Source organism: Rhodococcus parequi (assembly GCF_046042785.1).
GTDB lineage: Bacteria > Actinomycetota > Actinomycetes > Mycobacteriales > Mycobacteriaceae > Prescottella > Prescottella parequi.
In genome coordinates, this window is sequence record NZ_JBDLNV010000001.1 from 1 (window position 1) to 17720 (window position 17720).

The window sequence follows — 17720 nt, forward strand, 5'->3', positions numbered from 1 at the left end:
CGTCCGCCCGAGCGTCGCCGCCCGCCGCCGGCCTGTCCGCCCGATCCGGCGCCCTCGGTGCGCGGCCCACGGCTGCGGCCGCCCTGACCACCCTGACCGCCGCGGCGACCCGGACGCTGCCCCTGTCCCTGACGGCGACCGTCACCCGCGGGCTTGTCCGACTTGGGGGAGGGCGCCACGTGCGGTGCAGGCTCGCCCACCAGCGTCACCACATGCTCGGAGTCCGCGGTCACCTGAACCGGCGTCACCTTGATCGAGGCCTTGCGCATCAGGGCCGAGAGGTCCTTGCGCTGTTCGGGCAGCACGATCGTGACGACGTCACCGGCGCTGCCGGCGCGGGCGGTGCGGCCCGAACGGTGCAGGTACGCCTTGTGCTCGGCCGGCGGATCGACGTGGACCACCAGTTCCACCTCGTCGACGTGCACGCCGCGCGCCGCGACGTCGGTCGCGACCAGCACGCGTGCGGTGCCCTCGGAAAATGCGGCCAGGTTCCGGTCACGCGCGTTCTGCGACAGGTTGCCGTGCAGGTCCACCGACGGGATGCCGGACTCGGTGAGCTGACGCGCCAGTTTGCGGGCCTGGTGCTTGGTGCGCATGAACAGGATGCGTCGGCCCTGGCCCGATGCCAGCTTGTGGACGAGGGCCTTCTTTGCCTCGACCCCGGCGACGTCGTAGACGTGGTGGGTCATCGCGGCGACGGGCGAGTTCGCCTCGTCCACCGAGTGCAGCACCTCGTTCTGCAGGAACCGCTTGACCAGCTTGTCGACGCCGTTGTCGAGCGTCGCCGAGAACAGCAGGCGCTGCCCGCCCTTCGGCGTCGCCGTCAGGATGCGGGTGACGCCGGGCAGGAATCCGAGATCGGCCATGTGGTCGGCCTCGTCGAGGATCGTCATCTCGACGGCGTCGAGCGTGACGCAGCCCTGCTTCATGAGGTCCTCGAGGCGCCCCGGGCACGCGACGACGATGTCGACACCGCTCTCGAGGGCCTTGACCTGGCGGTGCTGGGAGACGCCGCCGAAGATCGTGGTGACGCGCAGGCCGAGCGCGCCGGCGAGGGGCTCGAGCGTCGCGGTGATCTGCGTCGCGAGTTCGCGGGTGGGAGCCAGCACGAGGCCGCGCGGCTTACCGGCACGACGCTTGCCGCCCGCCAGGCGTGTCGCGAGTGGGATCGAGAAGGCGAGGGTCTTGCCGCTACCCGTCTTGCCGCGCCCGAGAACGTCGCGCCCGGCGAGCGTGTCGGGAAGGGTGTCGACCTGGATGGGGAACGGCGCGGTGATTCCGCCGTCCGCGAGAGCGGAGACGATCGGAGCAGGGACGCCGAGCGATTCGAAGGTGGCCGTAGCGGATTCGTCGGACGAGGTGGTGACGCTGGTGGACAAGTTTGTCGGTGCCTTTCGGGCATTCGTCATGCACGCCTACGGCCGGGAAGATCCCGGTGCACGGCCTGCACAAGGTGGCGACATTGCCGGGAGGCAAGATCGATCGCCGCAAGAAATGCTTGTGCTGGTGCACCTCGAGCAGATGCTCGGATCCGGCGCGAAATGAAGCGTTCTACGACGCTGGACGGCTCGCAAGCGAACGTCCAGTACACGTGAGCGTACCCGCTCGAGGTATCGGCGGCAGTGTCGGGGCGATCACCCCAGGGGCTACAGGCCTACCCATTCCGACGTGCCGGCGGCGAAGGTCTGCCGCTTCCAGATCGGCACCTCCGCCTTGATCCGCTCGACCAGTTCCGCGCAGGCCGCGAAGGCCTCCGCGCGATGCGGTGCGGCCACCGCGGCGACCAGGGCCAGATCACCGATCGCGAGCGACCCCACGCGATGCACGGCGGCGACCGGCAGACCGGTGCGCGCGGAGACCTCCTCGCAGCACCGACGCAGGAACCGTTCGGCGTCGGGGTGGGCCTGGTATTCGAGGGCGGAGACCGAACGTCCGCCGTCGTGGTCCCGGACGACACCCGTGAACGCTACGACGGCACCGTGCTCGGGGCGGGCGACGGCCGCGTCGACGACGGCCGGATCGAGCGCATCGGACGAGATGTGGGCGAACACGTCACTCATCGTGCGCACCCCCTCCGGCGATCTGGGCCAGCAGGTGCTCGAGGATCGGATCCAGCACCGACAGACCGTCCTTCACCCCGCCCGGCGAACCCGGCAGGTTCACGATCAGGGTGCGGCCGGACAGTCCGACGAGACCTCGGCTCAGCGACGCGTGCGGTGTCACCTGCGCGCCCAGTCGGCGCATCTCCTCGGCGATGCCCGGCAACTCCCGGTCCAGCACCGCACGGGTGGCCTCGGGGGTGGCATCGGTGGGGGAGGCGCCGGTTCCGCCGGTCGTGATCACCAGCGCGGGGGAGTCGGCGAGCGCGTCGGCCAGACCGGCCGCGATGTCGGCGTCCGCGTAGACGAGGGGGCCCCGCACCGTGTGGCCGCGCGACTCGAGCCACGCCGCGATCGTCGGGCCGGTCGTGTCGGGCCGGGTGCCGCGCGCACCACCGGTCGACGCCACGAGCACCGTCGCCGAACCGGGGCGCACCTCGCGGCGCGGCTCGGTCGATTCGGAAGCTCCTCGCGGGCTTCCGTCGCGCCGCCACTGCCCGCGCTTGCCGCCTTCCTTCGTCAGCAGACGGACGCCGTCGAGTGTCGCGGCCGGGTCCACGGCCTTGACCATGTCGTGCAGGGTGAGACCGGCCACCGCGACCGCGGTCAACGCTTCCATCTCGACCCCGGTGGGGCCCTTGGTCTTTGCGGTCGCCTCGATGGTGATGGACGACTCGGTGAACCCGAACTCGACCTTCACCGACGACAGCGCCAGCTGGTGGCACAGCGGAATCAGCTCCGAGGTCTTCTTCGCGCCGGAGATGCCGGCGATCCGTGCCGTCGACAGGACGTCGGCCTTCGGCATGTCGTCGGCGCGCACCAGCGCCACCACCTCGGGTGTCGTCACGAGTTCGCCGGCGGCGACCGCGATCCGGGTCGTGTCCGCCTTGGCACTCACGTCCACCATCCGAGCACGGCCCTCGCCGTCGAGATGGCTCAGTTCGGTCATGTTCTGCTCGCTCACTACAGGGGCCACACCTTCACTCGATCGCCCGCGGCGAGGGACACCGCGTCGGCTGGAACGTCGATCAACACATCGGCCCACGCGAGCGCCGCCACGAGATGCGAGCCGGGACCGGACACCACCTCCACGCCGGAGCCGGTACGGCGGCCACGGAGGAACTGCCGCTTCCCGGCGACCGACGTCACGGCGTGGTCGAGCACCGCGTCCTCGTGCGGGATGCCGGGCAGGCCGACGGCGCGGCGCAGCAGCGGGCGCACGAACACCTCGAACGAGACCATCGTGCTCACCGGGTTGCCCGGGAACGTCAGCACCGGGACCTCGTCGACCAGCGCGAGACCTTGCGGTCCGCCGGGCTGCATCGAGACCGGCCCGAATCGGGCGCCGAGTTCGGTCAGGACGTCCTTGACCACCTCGTAGTCGCCCATCGACACGCCTCCCGACGTGATCACCAGTTCGGCGCGCGCGACCGCGCGGCGCAGACAGGCGCGGAAGGCGTCCGGTTCGTCGCTGCTGCGGTCCACCACCGACACCTCGGCGCCGTTCGCGCGCAGGCTCGCCGACAGCGCGGCCCCGTTGGAGTCGAAGATCTGCCCAGGCTGCGGGGTGACGCCGGCGTCCACCAGTTCGGCGCCGGTCGTGATCACCGCGACCCGCGGTCGGGTCCGCACCCCGACCGACGCCAGGCCGACGGCGGCCAGCACACCGAGATGGCGTGGCTCGAGCAGGGTTCCGGCGGGGAGCAGTTGCATTCCGGTGCGGACGTCGCTCCCGCGTTCGCGGACGAAATCGCCGGCTCCGCGCGAGCGGAGAACCGTCACCTTCCCGTCCGACACCTCCGTGTCCTCGACGGGGACGACGGCGTCCGCACCGTCCGGCAGCACCGCCCCGGTCATGATCCGGACCGCGGTGGCCGGGACGTGCGGAGCGGGTTCTGCCGGTCCGGCGGGCACAGTCGCCACGATCGGCAGTGTCGCGGGGACCGAACTCACCGACGCCGCGTCCACCGCGAAGCCGTCCATCTGCGAGTTCCGGAACAGCGGCAGATCGACCGGAGAGGCGACGTCGTAGGACAGCACCCGGCCGAGCGCGTCGCCCAGCCGGACGGTCTCGGACGGTCGCGTGAGCATCGGCGCGAGCAGTCGGGCCACGTCGGCGGCGTGGTCTTCGACGGATCGCGCACCCGGACGTTGTGCCATGACAGCCAATCCTAGGCACCCCCACGGCGTTCTTCACCGCACTCGGAGGGCCCGGCGGCGGCATACTGGTGGCATGACAGCCGCGACACGGACCGGGACGGCGATCGACGTCGGTATCCCGACCGTGCGCACCGCGCCGTCGACGGCCGGACGTCCCGACGTGCCGGAGTTGATCGACACCTTCGGGCGCACGGCCCGCGACCTGCGGGTCTCCATCACCGAGAAGTGCTCGTTGCGGTGCACGTACTGCATGCCGGCCGAGGGCCTGCCCGCCATCCCGTCCGCGCGGCTGCTCACGGGCGACGAGATCGTCCGACTGGTCGGAATCGCGGTGCATCGGTTGGGTGTCCGGGAGGTTCGGTTCACGGGTGGCGAACCGCTCATGCGGCGCGATCTCGAGGGCATCGTCGCGGGCTGTGCCGAACATGTGCCCGGTGTTCCACTGTCGATGACGACCAATGCCGTGGGGCTCGAACATCGGGCGGCGGCGCTCGCCCGCGCCGGACTCGGCCGGATCAACGTCTCGCTCGACACCGTCGACCGCGCCCACTTCGCCGAACTGACCCGCCGCGACCGGCTCGGGTCCGTGCTGGCGGGAATCCGCGCCGCGCAGGACGCCGGACTCGCCCCGCTCAAGATCAACGCGGTGCTGATGCAGGAAACGCTCAGCGGCGCAGTCGAACTGCTGCAGTGGTGCATCGAAGCGGGATGCGAACTGCGGTTCATCGAGCAGATGCCGCTCGACGCCGACCACGAGTGGGCGCGCGAGAACATGGTGGACGCGCAGACGCTGCTCGATGTTCTCGGCGCACGCTTCGACCTGCGGGCGATCGGCCGCGACGACCCGTCCGCGCCCGCCGAGGAGTGGCTCGTCGACGGTGGACCGGCCACGGTCGGGATCATCGCGTCGGTCACCAGATCGTTCTGCGAGGAGTGCGATCGCACCCGCCTCACCGCGGAGGGGACCGTCCGGTCGTGCCTGTTCAGCGACCGCGAGGTGGACCTGCGGGCCGCGCTGCGCTCCGGCGCCGACGACGAGGAACTCGCGCAGTCGTGGCGGGCCGCGATGTGGGACAAGTGGGCCGGACACGGGATCAATGCGGCGGGTTTCGTTCCGCCGCAGCGAAGTATGGGAGCGATCGGTGGCTGACATTCTCGAGACGGTGCGCACGGTGCAGGTGCGGTACTTCGCGGCGGCGGCCGAGGCTGCGGACCGCACCGAGGAGACGTTGACGGTGCCCGCCGCCGCAGATCTGGCACACCTGCGGGAGCTGCTGGCCGAGCGCTACGGGGCGCGGATGGCGAAGATCCTCGGGGTCGCCGCGTACCTCGTCGACTCCGAACTCACCCGCGACCCGAACAGCGCGATCGGGGCGCAGGTGGACGTGCTGCCCCCGTTCGCGGGTGGCTGACAGCGGCTACTGCGCGGCCAGCCACTGATCGAACGTGACGGTCCCGAAGCGGTTGTCGGGCACCAAATTCCAGCCGTTCCGCCAGAACGCGCCCATAGCGCCGGGCATCGGCAGATTCGTCACCCGGCCGCGGGCGCCCGTCGCGGCCTTCCACGCCTCGGCCATCTCGCGCATCGTGAGGACCTGCGGACCCGCGACGACGACCGGCTCCGCCGTCACCGACTCGTGCTGCGCGGCGTCGACCAGTGCGCGCGCGACGTCCGACGTGTCGATCGATTGGAAGCGGGCACCGGTGAACGCCGGGATCAGTCCCAGTTTCGACGTCGGCGCGCAGAGCATCGGGACGAACTCGTGGAACTGCGTCGCCCGCACCACCTGCGTCGGCAGCGGCGACTCGGCGTAGCGGCGTTCCTGCTCGGTCTTGGCCCGGTAGTACCCGAACGTGCTGCGGTCCACGTTGACGATCGACAGCAGTACCGCGCGGGAGACGCCGGCAGCGTGGGCCGCCGACAGCAGATGCTCCGCTCCGGTCGTGAGCACCGCACGTGTCCGGCGCGTCTTGCCGTCGGTCGTGTCGATCACGATGTCGACGCCCTCGAGGACGTCCCCGAGTCCCTCGCCGGTGATCAGGTCGCCGGCGACGTGTTCGACGCCGGCGCCCAGCGCTGCCCCGCGACGGCTCAGCACCCGCACGGTCTCCCCGCGTCGCACCAGTTCGGCCACCACGGCCCGGCCCGCGACTCCCGTGCCGCCCGCGACCAGATACGTCGTCACAGTTGTTCCCCCCTGGTCCTCTCGCCCGCGTCAGTCCTCGCGCCACCACGTGTCGGCCGGGCTCACGGGCACCGTGCGCTTGTGGCGGGTGTTCAGATACATCCGTTCGAGCTTGGCAGCGACGTCGTCGGCGACGTCCTTGCCCTCGAGGAAATCGTCGATCTGCTGGTAGGTGACGCCCAGCGCCACCTCGTCGGGCAGCGACGGCCGGTCGTCCTCGAGGTCGGCCGTGGGGATCTTCCTCCAGGTGGAGTCGGGGGCGCCCAGTTCCTCGAGCAGCGCGGCCCCCTGCCGCTTGGTGAGCCCGCCGAGCGGGGTGAGGTCCGCCCCTCCGTCACCGAACTTGGTGAAGAAGCCGGTGACGGCCTCGGCGGCGTGGTCGGTGCCCACCACGAGATAGCCGAGCTCGCCGGCGATCGCGTACTGGATCATCATCCGCTCGCGCGCCTTGATGTTGCCGCGCACGAAGTCCCGCAGCTGCGCACCGTCGCCGAGGATCTCGCGCATCGCCCCGGATGCCTCGCCCGCGGTCGCGTCGGTGCCGGGCTTGACGTTGACGGCCAGGGAGCGGTCGGGTGCGATGAACTTCAGGGCGACCTGCGCATCCTCCTCGTCGACCTGTGTCCCGTAGGGCAACCGCACCGCGACGAACTCGGCGGCGTGGTCGTCGGCGCGCAGTTCCTCACAGGCCAACTGCGTCAGCCGCCCGGCGAGGGTGCTGTCCTGCCCGCCGCTGATCCCGAGGACGAAACCCTTCGCGGGCGTCGAGAGCAGATAGTCCTTGATGAACTGCACCCGACTGTGGATCTGAGCCGCCGGATCGATCGTCGGTTCCACACCGAGTTCCGCGATGATGCGCGCACGCGAAATTGCCATGGCAGAACTGTAGCGAGCGCGGGTCGGGTGCGCAGCACGGCGAACCGGCACGGCAGGATGTGGCCCGGGCGTCATCGGCGGCGTCACGGAACTCGGGAGACGTTGATGAGTAGCACCGGAATCCTCGTGGTGAGCGCCACGCGGGAGGAAGCGGCCCACGTGCCCGACGGCATCGACGTCGTCGTCACGGGGATCGGCAAGGTCGCGGCCGCGGTCGCCGTCACGCAGGCCCTCGCCGGGTTCGCCCCCGAGCGACTGCCCCTCGTCGTCAACATCGGCACCGCCGGCGCGCTGCACGGCCACCATGCCGGCCTGTACGTGCCGTCGGCTGTTCTCAACCACGACATCAGTGCCGAGGTACTGCGCTCGCTCGGACACCCCGTGCGCGACGTGATCGACCTCGCCGACGGCGACGGGTCGGTCCTCGCGACCGGCGACACCTTCGTCTCCGACGCGGAGGTTCGCGATGCGCTCGCGGCCCGGGCCGATCTCGTCGACATGGAGGGCTTCGCGATCGCCTTCGCGTGCGATCGGATCGGCGCCCGCTGTCGGCTGGTCAAGCACGTGAGCGATCACGCCGACGACTCCGCGATGGACTGGCCCGCGCAGGTGGACGCCAGTGCCCGGGTGCTCGCCGGGTGGCTGCGCGACGCGCTGTAGCTGTCCTGCTCGTCAGTGACCGCGCAGGCCGAGGCCCGTGCCGTCCGCCTGCATCAGTCGCATCGTGGCGCCGTCCACCTCGTACGTCACCTGACCGTCCAGCACGTGCAGGACCGAGCGCTCCACCTCGGCGACGTCGGTGGGACAGGCCATCCTCGTCGTCGCCAACGGGCCGAACGTGATCGTGTCGCCGTCGACCGTCGCGGGGCCGTTGAAGCGGTTGCATCCGGTGGTCCCGGTGACCTGGCCGCCGTCGCCGATGGTCAGCGTCGGCGCCGACGTCTCGAGTGCGGCCGACGTACTCACCGCCTGCGGCGTGATCAGCGTGTCGACCACCCACGTGGTGCCGACGACGGGACGGTCGGGGTTCGCGGACTTCTTGTCGGCGAGCGTGACGGTGGTGTCGGGCGTCGTGAGCGTGAGGACGCCGTCGTCCAGTGCCCAGGCCGGCCGCGCCGCGAACAGGTCGGTCATCCACTTGTCCGCGCCGGCGACGTCGCCGGCGCATGCCGTCATCGTGGTTGCGATCGCGCCGGTCTTCACGATGCCGCCCGTCAGTTCGACACTGCTCACGCCGCGATTGCAGCCCGCACTCATCGCGATCGAGTTCCGCTCCGGGAAGGCGACCTCGAGCGGTCCGCCGCCGGGGATCGCCGGTCCCGCCACCGCGGTCGACAGGAACGTCCGGCCCCACAGGGCGTCGGCCGCCGACGCCGTCGCAGAAGGGGAGGTGGTGGCGGGCTCGCCGGTGTCACCGTCGGCATTGCTGCACGCACTCAGGGTCGAGGCGGCCAGGAGTGCGAGAAGGACGGTCTGCGTGCGCATGGCCACACCCTAGGGGACACCGGGTCCGGTTCGGGTGATCCTGTGGGCCAGGTCTTCCCAGTTGTCGGCGATGCGTTCGGGCGATATTCCGAGGGCGCGGATCTGATGCAGCACGAGGCCCGCCTCGAGAGCGGCGAGGAGCACGACGGCGAGCAGATCCACGTCGCCGTCGACGCCCGCGTCGTGGAGCAGCGTGACGATGTGCCGCAGACTGACCGCGCGGGCCGGTCCCGAGTAGCGGAACTCGGGAGAGCCCTCGGCGGCGCGCAGCACGTCGCCCTGCACGGTCACCATGTCGAGGCGGGCGCGGCCGAAGGCGATCAGCCGGACCAGCGGGGGAGCGTCGGGCCCGAGCGGCGGCGGACCGAACATGAATGCGTGCTGCAGTTCGCGCTCGGTGTGGTCGAGCAGTGCGTTCATCAGCCCGGAGCGGCTGCCGAACCGTCGGAAGACCGTGCCCTTGCCGACACCGGCCTTCGCGGCGACGGCCTCCATCGTCACGGCGTCCACGCCCCGCTCCGCGACGAGGTCCGCCGCCGCATCGAGGAGCAGTTTCCGATTGCGGGCAGCGTCACATCGCTCGGGGATCTCGGCGTCCACCAGCGGAATGAGTGGGCTGTTCACGTCACGCATCGTAGCCCAGCGGGAACATAAGTGGACCACGGTCCGTTTGTGCTGCTATACCTGTTGCAGCGTCAACCATCGCACCACCGAAGGAAGCACCCAGTCATGTCTGAGACCCGCGTTCTCTCCCTCGTCGGCAGCCTCCGTGCCGGCTCCGTCAACCGTCAGGTCGCCGAGACCGCCGCCGCCGTCGCCCCCGAGGGCGTCGAGGTGACCATCTTCGAGGGCCTCGGAGACCTGCCCTTCTACAACGAGGACGTCGACGTCCCGGGCGCCTCGATCGCCGGCGTCGACGAGCTGCGCGCCGCTGCCGCCCAGGCCGACGCCCTGCTCCTGGTCACCCCGGAGTACAACGGCACCATCCCCGCCGTCCTCAAGAACGCCATCGACTGGCTCTCGCGCCCCTACGGTGCCGGTGCCGTCAAGGACAAGCCGGTCGCCGTGATCAGCGCCTCCCCGAGCCCCAACGCCGCGAAGTGGGCCCACGACGACGCCCGCAAGGCCCTCGGCATCGCGGGCGGCAACGTCCTCGCGGCCGAGCTGTCCATCGGCGGCACCATCCAGAAGTTCGGCGAGCTGCACCCGCGTGAGAACGCCGAGGTCGCCGAGCAGGTCGGTGGCGTCGTCGCCGCTCTGGTCGAGGCTTCCCAGGCTCTCGTCAGCGCCTGACGTCGCTGCGGTCCCCCGGCTGAAGGGTCCCTTCACACGCTCCGAGCGTCTGAAGGGACCCTTCAGCTGTGTCGGGGGGCTAGAGTCCGGCGTCGTCCATGGCCGCGTCGACGGCGTCCCGCACCGAGTCGAAGTCGCCGCCCGCCTCGAGTGCCCCGAGCTGGGCGGCCTCGATCCGCTCGCGTACCTGCTCGTAGCGCGCGGTCCAGGCCGCCTTGTCGGCACGCCAGTAGCCGATGACGTCGTAGCGCTCGGTGGGCCAGCCGAGATCGTGACGCACCCACCGCCGCACCGTCCGAGAAAGCCCGGCCTCACCTGCGAACCACACGTAGCCCGGGCCGTCCGGGAGGCTCCATCGTCGAGCGGTCGACGCGAGCGCACTGGCGCCGACGCCGTTGCCGCTGCCGCGCAGCCACGTGTAGGTCACCTCGCCGGACGTCTCGAACCGCTGCTCGTCGTCGGCGGTCGTGACCTCCGCGACGACGTGCACCCGGGTGCCCGGAGTCAGGCCTTCGACGATTCGGCCCACGGCGGGCAGCGCCGTCATGTCGGCGAGCAGCAGTTGCCACGCAGTGTCGGAGGGCGGGCGGTACCAACCCGAGGCGGTGGTGACGCCCAGCGTCTGCCCCGGGCGGGCCTGCAGCGCCCACCGGACGGCCGCACCGCCGTCGTGGACGGCGAAGTCGATGTCCATCTCGCACGCCGTCGGGTCCCACCGCCGCACCGTGTAACTCCGCATTTCCGGACGCGGCCCGTCGGACGGGTAGTCGAGAGTCGACCCCATCCGCACCGGGCTCGGCGGAGCGTCCTGCCCGTCGTCGGGGAACACGACCAGCAGACGCTCGTCGGGATCCCCGCTCGAGGTGAAGTGCCGCAGGTCGCCGCCGCGCAGGGTGATCCTCTGCATGTTGGGCGTGACGCGGGCGACGTTCGCCACGGGCGCGAAGTAGTACGGACTCGGAGTGTCGGGCACGGCTCTCACCCTGGCACAGGGTGCCTGACGGTGGGGCACCCCGTGACAGCCGGTTACCGATCAGTTAACGCGGCTGTCGGGGTGTCGGCAGACCGCCCGGCGAGGCGTCGGGACCGCGTTCGGCGTGTCTTCCCCGGCGTGTCGCGCGCGGGCGTCCGAGGTGCGTCTCCGGTGGGTCGTCCATCCGGTCGCGGGCTGCCACGGGAGGGCGCCGGCAGCCGGTGTCGGGCCGCTACTGTGGCGCCGGTTACCCGACTGTGTGGACCCGGGCCGGGGACGTGAGCGAACTCACCCCGGCCACCCCTCGAAAATGTGACCCGCGACACGCCGAAACGGGGTTCGGTGGGGGCCGCCGGAAGGGGCCGACCTGCGAATATCAAGCGTGTCACTCGCAAGATATCGGGTTGTGGGTTTCTGTCGGCCACAAGGTGTAGTGTCTACACAGCCGAGAGGGCACAACGGGAACGAACTGGATCCCGGGCTGAAATTCAGGCCCCATCCTCGGCAGCAGAGTGCACATCCAGAGCTCGCCAGGCCGTGGAAAGAGGGACCATCATGAGCATCACCGTCTACACCAAGCCCGCCTGCGTTCAGTGCAATGCCACCTACCGCGCCCTCGACAAGGCCGGTCTCGAATACGACATCGTCGACATCTCCGAGAACCCCGAGGCGCGCGACTTCGTGATGGCCCTCGGATACCTCCAGGCCCCCGTCGTGGTGGCCGGCGACGCGCACTGGTCGGGCTTCCGTCCGGACCGCATCAAGGACCTCACCGCAAACGCTGCCTGACCCATCGCGGCAGCGCCGCGGGGATGATCCACCTCGAGTGAAATGGTGAACGCCGATGGCTTCGCTGGTGTACTTCTCCAGCGCGTCGGAGAACACACACCGATTCGTCGAACGACTCGGTGTCCCCGCGACGCGCATCCCCCTACATGACCGTGAAGGCCTCTTCGAGGTCGACGAACCGTACGTCCTGATCCTTCCCACCTACGGGGGCGGTACGACGTCGACGGGACGCGACACGAGCTACGTGCCCAAGCAGGTCATCCGATTCCTCAACAACAAGCACAATCGTGACCTCATCCGAGGCGTGATTGCTGCCGGTAACACGAACTTCGGCGAGTCGTACTGCTACGCCGGGAACGTGATTTCACAGAAGTGCCGGGTCCCGTACCTGTACCGCTTCGAACTAATGGGAACAGCCGAGGACGTCGTCGCCGTGCGCGAGGGCGTCGCACAATTCATGGAGAGTGAACAGTGGCACCGACCATCACAGATTCAGCCCCGGCTGGGAGTGTAGAGCGCGCTGCGGCACGACCCGACGCGTCGGCGGGCGAGCTCGACTACCACGCGCTCAACGCGATGCTGAACCTGTACGGTCCCAACGGGGAGATCCAGTTCGACAAGGACGTCGCCGCGGCGCGGCAGTACTTCCTGCAGCACGTCAACCAGAACACGGTCTTCTTCCACAACCTGGACGAGAAGCTCGACTACCTGGTCGAGGAGAACTACTACGAGGCCGAGGTCCTCGACCAGTACTCGCGCGAGTTCGTGAAGTCGCTGATCGACCGGGCGTACGCGAAGAAGTTCCGGTTCCCGACGTTCCTCGGCGCCTTCAAGTACTACACCTCGTACACCCTCAAGACGTTCGACGGAAAGCGTTACCTCGAGCGCTTCGAGGACCGCGTCTGCATGGTGGCGCTCACCCTCGCCGCAGGCGACGAGACGCTCGCGACCGAGCTGGTCGACGAGATCATCGCCGGCCGCTTCCAGCCGGCCACCCCGACGTTCCTCAACTCCGGCAAGAAGCAGCGCGGCGAGCCCGTCTCGTGCTTCCTGCTGCGCATCGAGGACAACATGGAGTCGATCGGCCGTTCGATCAACTCGGCCCTGCAGCTGTCCAAGCGCGGCGGCGGAGTTGCGTTGCTGCTCAGCAACGTTCGTGAGCACGGCGCCCCGATCAAGAAGATCGAGAACCAGAGCTCCGGCGTCATCCCAATCATGAAGCTGCTCGAGGACTCCTTCTCGTACGCCAACCAGCTCGGTGCGCGCCAGGGCGCCGGCGCGGTGTACCTGCATGCGCACCACCCGGACATCTACCGCTTCCTCGACACCAAGCGCGAGAACGCGGACGAGAAGATCCGCATCAAGACGCTGTCGCTGGGCGTCGTGATCCCGGACATCACGTTCGAGCTCGCGAAGAAGAACGAGGACATGTACCTGTTCTCGCCGTACGACGTGGAGCGCATCTACGGCGTCCCGTTCGCGGACATCAACGTCAGCGAGAAGTACCACGAGATGGTCGACGACAAGCGGATCCGCAAGTCGAAGATCAAGGCGCGCGAGTTCTTCCAGACCCTCGCCGAGCTGCAGTTCGAGTCGGGCTACCCGTACATCATGTTCGAGGACACGGTGAATCGGGCGAACCCGATCGAGGGCAAGATCACGCACTCGAACCTGTGCTCGGAGATCCTGCAGGTCTCGACGCCGTCGACGTTCAACGACGACCTGTCCTACAGCCATGTCGGCAAGGACATCTCGTGCAATCTCGGCTCGCTCAACATCGCGCTGACGATGGACTCGCCGGACTTCGCGAAGACCATCGAGACCTCGATCCGTGCGCTCACCGCCGTCTCGGACCAGACGCACATCTACTCGGTGCCGTCGATCGAGCAGGGCAACAACGACTCTCACGCGATCGGTCTGGGGCAGATGAACCTGCACGGCTACCTCGCGCGCGAGCGGATCTTCTACGGTTCCGAAGAGGGCATCGACTTCACCAACATCTACTTCTACTCGGTCGTGTACCACGCCATCCGGGCGTCGAACCTGATCGCGAAGGAACGCGGCACCCACTTCAAGGGCTTCCCGCAGTCCGAGTACGCGTCGGGCAAGTACTTCGACAAGTACACCGATCAGGTGTGGGAGCCCAAGACCGAGAAGGTGCGGCAGCTGTTCGCCGACGCCGACATCCACATCCCCACGCAGGACGACTGGCGCGAGCTGAAGGCGTCCGTGCAGCAGTACGGCATCTACAACCAGAACCTGCAGGCGGTCCCGCCGACCGGCTCGATCTCGTACATCAACAACTCCACCAGCTCGATCCACCCGGTGGCCGCGAAGATCGAGATCCGCAAGGAAGGCAAGATCGGTCGCGTCTACTACCCGGCGCCCTACCTGACCAACGACAACCTGGAGTACTACCAGGACGCGTACGAGATCGGGTACGAGAAGATCATCGACACCTACGCGGCTGCCACGCAGCACGTCGATCAGGGCCTGTCGCTGACGCTGTTCTTCAAGGACACCGCCACCACGCGCGACGTCAACCGTGCGCAGATCTACGCGTGGCGCAAGGGCATCAAGACGCTGTACTACATCCGCCTGCGTCAGATGGCCCTCGAGGGGACCGAGGTGGAGGGTTGCGTCTCGTGCATGTTGTGATCGCCAATTCCGGAACCCCGCAACGAAACTCGAACAGGGAAGAACGATGACCTCCGCTCCCAACGCGCATTCTCCGGCCGACGGCACTCGCATCAAGCTGGTCGACCGCGTCTCGGCGATCAACTGGAACCGCGTCCCCGACGAGAAGGACTCGGAGGTGTGGGACCGTCTCACCGGCAACTTCTGGCTGCCCGAGAAGGTGCCGGTGTCCAACGACATCCAGTCGTGGGCCACCCTCACGCCCAACGAGCAGCAGCTCACGATGCGGGTGTTCACCGGTCTGACGCTGCTGGACACCATCCAGGGCACCGTCGGCGCCGTGAGCCTCATCCCCGATGCGGTCACGCCGCACGAGGAGGCCGTGCTCACCAACATCGCGTTCATGGAGTCGGTGCACGCGAAGAGTTACTCGCAGATCTTCTCGACGCTGTGCACCACGCGTGAGATCGACGACGCGTTCCGCTGGTCGGAGGAGAACCCGAACCTGCAGCGCAAGGCGCAGATCGTCCTCGACTACTACAAGGGCGACGACCCCCTCAAGCGCAAGGTCGCCTCGACGCTGCTCGAGTCGTTCCTGTTCTACTCGGGCTTCTACCTGCCGATGTACTGGGCGTCGCGGGCCAAGCTGACCAACACGGCCGACGTGATCCGCCTCATCATCCGCGACGAGGCCGTGCACGGCTACTACATCGGCTACAAGTACCAGCGCGGACTCGAGCGCGTCACCGAGGCCGAGCGTGAGGAGCTCAAGAACTACACGTTCGAGCTGCTGTTCGAGCTGTACGACAACGAGGTCGAGTACACGCAGGACCTGTACGACGAGGTCGGGCTCACCGAGGACGTCAAGAAGTTCCTGCGCTACAACGCCAACAAGGCGCTGATGAACCTCGGTTACGAGGGCCTGTTCCCGAAGGACGAGACGGACGTCAACCCGGCGATCCTCTCGGCCCTGTCGCCGAACGCTGACGAGAACCACGACTTCTTCTCGGGCTCGGGTTCGAGCTACGTCATCGGTAAGGCCGTCAACACCGAGGACGACGACTGGGACTTCTAGTTCCACCGCACTCTCCGCGGCCGAATGTCACACGCGTTCAGGACTGAACGGGTGTGACATTCGGCCGTCGGCGTTTCCGGAGAAGTGCGGCGGATCGCATCCCGGAAGCCCTGCCTCGAACGGGGTTCCGAGCGAACCGTTGTGATGCGGGACGGGCCGGGCCTACTGTCGAGACCGTAGACCGACACACCCGACGACGATCGAGGAGACGGCGATGACCGGTCGAGTAGTGCACTTCGAGGTCCCGTTCGACGACGGTGACCGGGCCCGCAACTTCTACCGGCAGGCGTTCGGCTGGAACGTCACCGAGATGCCGGAGCTGGAGTACACCGGCGTGTCCACCGGGCCCGTGGAGGAATCGGGGATGCCGGCCGAACCCGGCTACATCGGCGGCGGCATGTTCCAGCGATCCGACGAGGCTCCACGCGGTCCGGTGATCACGGTCGACGTCGCCGACATCGACGCCGCACTGGCGAAGATCGAGGCACTCGGCGGCGCGACCGTCGCGGCGAAACAGCCCGTGGGCACAATGGGATTCGCGGCATACTTCCGTGACCCGGAAGGCAACATCATGGGTCTGTGGGAGACAGCGCAGGGCTGATTCGGTTCAGGACTGACCGGGGTCAGTCGCGCGCGAACCAGGCGTGTTCGTCGCAGCGCAGCGCGGCGTCGAGGCGCCGCCGCGACGACTCCGTGAGATCCGCCGGCAGCGCGTCGGGGGAGAACCAGCGCACCTCGAGGTTCTCGTCGTCCGCGACCCGCGCCTCGCCCGCAACGGCGCGCGCGACGAAACAGACGTCCAGGTAGCTGGCGACGTCGCCGTTCGGGTACGTGATCGGCCCTGCGGTGTCGACGCTGCTCACCCGGACCAGTTCGGCGTCGATCCCCGTCTCCTCACGGATCTCCCGCAGCGCCGCCGGACCGGGTTCCTCACCAGGCTCGAGGATGCCCGAGACGACGGCCCACTTCCCGTTGTCGGCCCGCCGGGTCAGCAGGAGCCGTCCGGCGTCGTCCACCACGACGGCGCTCACGCCGGGCAGCCACAGGGGCGCGTTTCCCACGTGTTCGCGGAGCGCCGCAACGAATTCCGGTACCGGCACGGTGAACTTCTACGCGTAGCCGTTGAGGCTCGGCTGCAGATCGGCGAGGACGGCCCGCGCCGCGACGACGCCGTTGCCGCCGTTCCAGATCTCGTCGTCGACAGCGAAGACGCGCTTGTCGGGGACGGCGCCGAGGGCGTACCAGTCGTCGGAATCCATCACCGACTTGCCGTGCTCGAGACCCGCGGGACCGTCGAAGCCGACATAGATCAGGTCGCCCTCGGCTCGGCCGAGATCGTCGACGTCCTCGGACGCCACCTCGAGTCGCTGGGTGGGCGGCCGCTGGACACCGGCGTCGGCGAGGACCTGGCCCGAGAAGCTGCCCGGCCCCATGATCGCGAGCGAATCGGCACCGAACCGCACCACCGACGCCTGCGTCTGCCGGGCACCCAGTTCGTTTCCGATCCGTGCGGCGTCCGCGGTGTAGGCGTCGAGGGCCTGCCGGGCCGCGCCGGAGCGTCCCAGCGCCTCGCCCGTCGCGAGGAAACGGTCCTTCCAGAAGACGGCATCCGCGCCGACGAACGCGGTCGGCGCGAGTGCCCGGAGCCGATCGGCCAGCGCCGGGTCGGCGGGTGCCGCCCCGAGGATCAGGTCGGGGCCGGACTGCGCGACGAGATCGACCTCCGGGGCGCCGGCGACCCCGATGCCGGGCAGCGCCGCGATACCGGGGCCCAGGTACGACGGCTGCCGGTCGGTGCCCCCGGGGGTGACGGCGCCCACGACCCGACCCTGCAGGCCCAGCGCGCAGACGGCGTCCAGCGCGGCCGTGTCGAGGACGACGATCCGCTGCGGGTCGGCGGCACCCGGGTCGGCGGGGGAGGGTTCGGCACACGCGGCGCCGGTGTCGCGTTCGACGTTCACGACACCGGCCCCGGCGATCTTGGTCGTCGTCCGCACGACGGTGCTCGCGTCGTCGTCCGTCGCGCTGCCGCAGCCGACGAGTCCGACGAGCGCCCCCGCCGCGAGCGCGGTGACGGCGATCCGGCGGACGGGTCCTGCGGGCTGGGAACTGTGCAATGCGACGACTTCCTGTTCGGCGAGCGCTGC

21 protein-coding genes are annotated in these 17720 nt (G+C 69.1%); 10 read left to right on the plus strand and 11 right to left on the minus strand.

Annotated elements, in window-relative coordinates; all coding sequences use genetic code 11:
* Positions 1-1409 (minus strand): DEAD/DEAH box helicase (locus ABEU20_RS00005; protein WP_420162380.1); only part of this gene is annotated, 1409 nt, incomplete at its 3' end.
* Between ABEU20_RS00005 and ABEU20_RS00010 the strand changes: the two genes are divergently transcribed.
* Positions 1372-1545 (plus strand): hypothetical protein, encoded by a 174-nt coding sequence (locus tag ABEU20_RS00010; protein ID WP_420163151.1) that lies wholly within the window; start codon positions 1372-1374, stop codon positions 1543-1545. The two genes, ABEU20_RS00005 and ABEU20_RS00010, sit on opposite strands and share 38 nt — an antisense overlap.
* A 101-nt stretch (positions 1546-1646) precedes the next feature.
* On the opposite strand, the gene ABEU20_RS00015 is transcribed toward ABEU20_RS00010, so the two are convergent.
* From ABEU20_RS00015 to ABEU20_RS00025, 3 genes are read right to left on the minus strand one after another with little or no spacing between them, the layout of a single operon-like run.
* The gene (locus ABEU20_RS00015; protein ID WP_420162381.1) at positions 1647-2060 is read right to left on the minus strand and encodes a molybdenum cofactor biosynthesis protein MoaE; all 414 of its coding nucleotides are present in this window, start codon (positions 2058-2060) and stop codon (positions 1647-1649) included.
* Positions 2053-3048 carry a bifunctional molybdenum cofactor biosynthesis protein MoaC/MoaB gene (gene moaCB / locus ABEU20_RS00020; protein WP_420163098.1) on the minus strand — a complete coding sequence of 332 codons (996 nt, stop codon included), beginning with the start codon at positions 3046-3048 and terminating at the stop codon, positions 2053-2055. The genes ABEU20_RS00015 and moaCB overlap by 8 nt, the downstream gene beginning before the upstream one ends.
* Before the next feature lie 14 nt (positions 3049-3062).
* Positions 3063-4259 carry a molybdopterin molybdotransferase MoeA gene (locus tag ABEU20_RS00025; RefSeq protein WP_420162382.1) on the minus strand — a complete coding sequence of 399 codons (1197 nt, stop codon included), beginning with the start codon at positions 4257-4259 and terminating at the stop codon, positions 3063-3065.
* A 73-nt stretch (positions 4260-4332) separates the two neighbouring features.
* Here ABEU20_RS00025 and moaA point away from each other — a divergent pair, with 73 nt between their 5' ends.
* Both moaA and ABEU20_RS00035 read left to right on the plus strand, forming a co-directional pair.
* Positions 4333-5409 (plus strand): GTP 3',8-cyclase MoaA, encoded by a 1077-nt coding sequence (gene moaA, locus ABEU20_RS00030; protein ID WP_420162383.1) that lies wholly within the window; start codon positions 4333-4335, stop codon positions 5407-5409.
* 1 nt (position 5410) lies between these two features.
* Entirely contained in the window at positions 5411-5671 is a 261-nt protein-coding gene (locus tag ABEU20_RS00035) for a MoaD/ThiS family protein (RefSeq protein ID WP_420163099.1), read from the plus strand.
* Positions 5672-5677: 6 nt separating this feature from the next.
* Here ABEU20_RS00035 and ABEU20_RS00040 read toward each other — a convergent pair whose 3' ends face one another.
* Both ABEU20_RS00040 and nadE read right to left on the minus strand, forming a co-directional pair.
* On the minus strand, positions 5678-6445 hold the full coding sequence (locus ABEU20_RS00040) for an SDR family oxidoreductase (RefSeq protein WP_420162384.1): 768 nt from the start codon (positions 6443-6445) through the stop codon (positions 5678-5680).
* Positions 6446-6475: 30 nt separating this feature from the next.
* Positions 6476-7321, minus strand: coding sequence for an ammonia-dependent NAD(+) synthetase (gene nadE / locus ABEU20_RS00045; RefSeq protein WP_420162385.1), 846 nt, complete (start codon positions 7319-7321; stop codon positions 6476-6478).
* 105 nt (positions 7322-7426) lie between these two features.
* Here nadE and ABEU20_RS00050 point away from each other — a divergent pair, with 105 nt between their 5' ends.
* A complete protein-coding gene (locus ABEU20_RS00050) occupies positions 7427-7981 on the plus strand; it encodes a nucleosidase (RefSeq protein WP_420162386.1) in 555 nt (184 codons plus the stop codon).
* A 12-nt stretch (positions 7982-7993) separates the two neighbouring features.
* On the opposite strand, the gene ABEU20_RS00055 is transcribed toward ABEU20_RS00050, so the two are convergent.
* Positions 7994-8806 (minus strand): META domain-containing protein, encoded by an 813-nt coding sequence (locus ABEU20_RS00055; RefSeq protein WP_420162387.1) that lies wholly within the window; start codon positions 8804-8806, stop codon positions 7994-7996.
* A 9-nt stretch (positions 8807-8815) separates the two neighbouring features.
* Positions 8816-9439 (minus strand): TetR/AcrR family transcriptional regulator, encoded by a 624-nt coding sequence (locus ABEU20_RS00060; RefSeq protein ID WP_420162388.1) that lies wholly within the window; start codon positions 9437-9439, stop codon positions 8816-8818.
* 96 nt (positions 9440-9535) lie between these two features.
* Here ABEU20_RS00060 and ABEU20_RS00065 point away from each other — a divergent pair, with 96 nt between their 5' ends.
* Positions 9536-10099, plus strand: a complete 564-nt coding sequence (locus tag ABEU20_RS00065) for an NADPH-dependent FMN reductase (RefSeq protein WP_420162389.1) — start codon at positions 9536-9538, stop codon at positions 10097-10099.
* Positions 10100-10178: 79 nt separating this feature from the next.
* On the opposite strand, the gene ABEU20_RS00070 is transcribed toward ABEU20_RS00065, so the two are convergent.
* On the minus strand, positions 10179-11006 hold the full coding sequence (locus tag ABEU20_RS00070; protein ID WP_420163100.1) for a siderophore-interacting protein: 828 nt from the start codon (positions 11004-11006) through the stop codon (positions 10179-10181).
* Between the two features lie 621 nt (positions 11007-11627).
* On the opposite strand from ABEU20_RS00070, the gene nrdH reads away from it, so the two are divergent.
* From nrdH to ABEU20_RS00095, 5 genes are all read left to right on the plus strand, one after another.
* On the plus strand, positions 11628-11861 hold the full coding sequence (gene nrdH, locus ABEU20_RS00075; protein WP_420162390.1) for a glutaredoxin-like protein NrdH: 234 nt from the start codon (positions 11628-11630) through the stop codon (positions 11859-11861).
* Between the two features lie 55 nt (positions 11862-11916).
* Positions 11917-12375, plus strand: coding sequence for a class Ib ribonucleoside-diphosphate reductase assembly flavoprotein NrdI (nrdI, locus tag ABEU20_RS00080; protein ID WP_420162391.1), 459 nt, complete (start codon positions 11917-11919; stop codon positions 12373-12375).
* Positions 12333-14519, plus strand: coding sequence for a class 1b ribonucleoside-diphosphate reductase subunit alpha (nrdE, locus tag ABEU20_RS00085; protein WP_420162392.1), 2187 nt, complete (start codon positions 12333-12335; stop codon positions 14517-14519). The genes nrdI and nrdE overlap by 43 nt, the downstream gene beginning before the upstream one ends.
* Before the next feature lie 46 nt (positions 14520-14565).
* Positions 14566-15573 carry a class 1b ribonucleoside-diphosphate reductase subunit beta gene (gene nrdF / locus ABEU20_RS00090; RefSeq protein WP_420162393.1) on the plus strand — a complete coding sequence of 336 codons (1008 nt, stop codon included), beginning with the start codon at positions 14566-14568 and terminating at the stop codon, positions 15571-15573.
* 214 nt (positions 15574-15787) lie between these two features.
* A complete protein-coding gene (locus ABEU20_RS00095) occupies positions 15788-16174 on the plus strand; it encodes a VOC family protein (RefSeq protein ID WP_420162394.1) in 387 nt (128 codons plus the stop codon).
* 22 nt (positions 16175-16196) lie between these two features.
* On the opposite strand, the gene ABEU20_RS00100 is transcribed toward ABEU20_RS00095, so the two are convergent.
* Positions 16197-16673: an NUDIX hydrolase gene (locus tag ABEU20_RS00100; protein ID WP_420162395.1), complete on the minus strand. Its 477-nt coding sequence runs from the start codon at positions 16671-16673 to the stop codon at positions 16197-16199.
* 9 nt (positions 16674-16682) lie between these two features.
* On the minus strand, positions 16683-17690 hold the full coding sequence (locus ABEU20_RS00105; protein WP_420162396.1) for an ABC transporter substrate-binding protein: 1008 nt from the start codon (positions 17688-17690) through the stop codon (positions 16683-16685).
* Between the last annotated feature and the right edge of the window lie 30 nt (positions 17691-17720).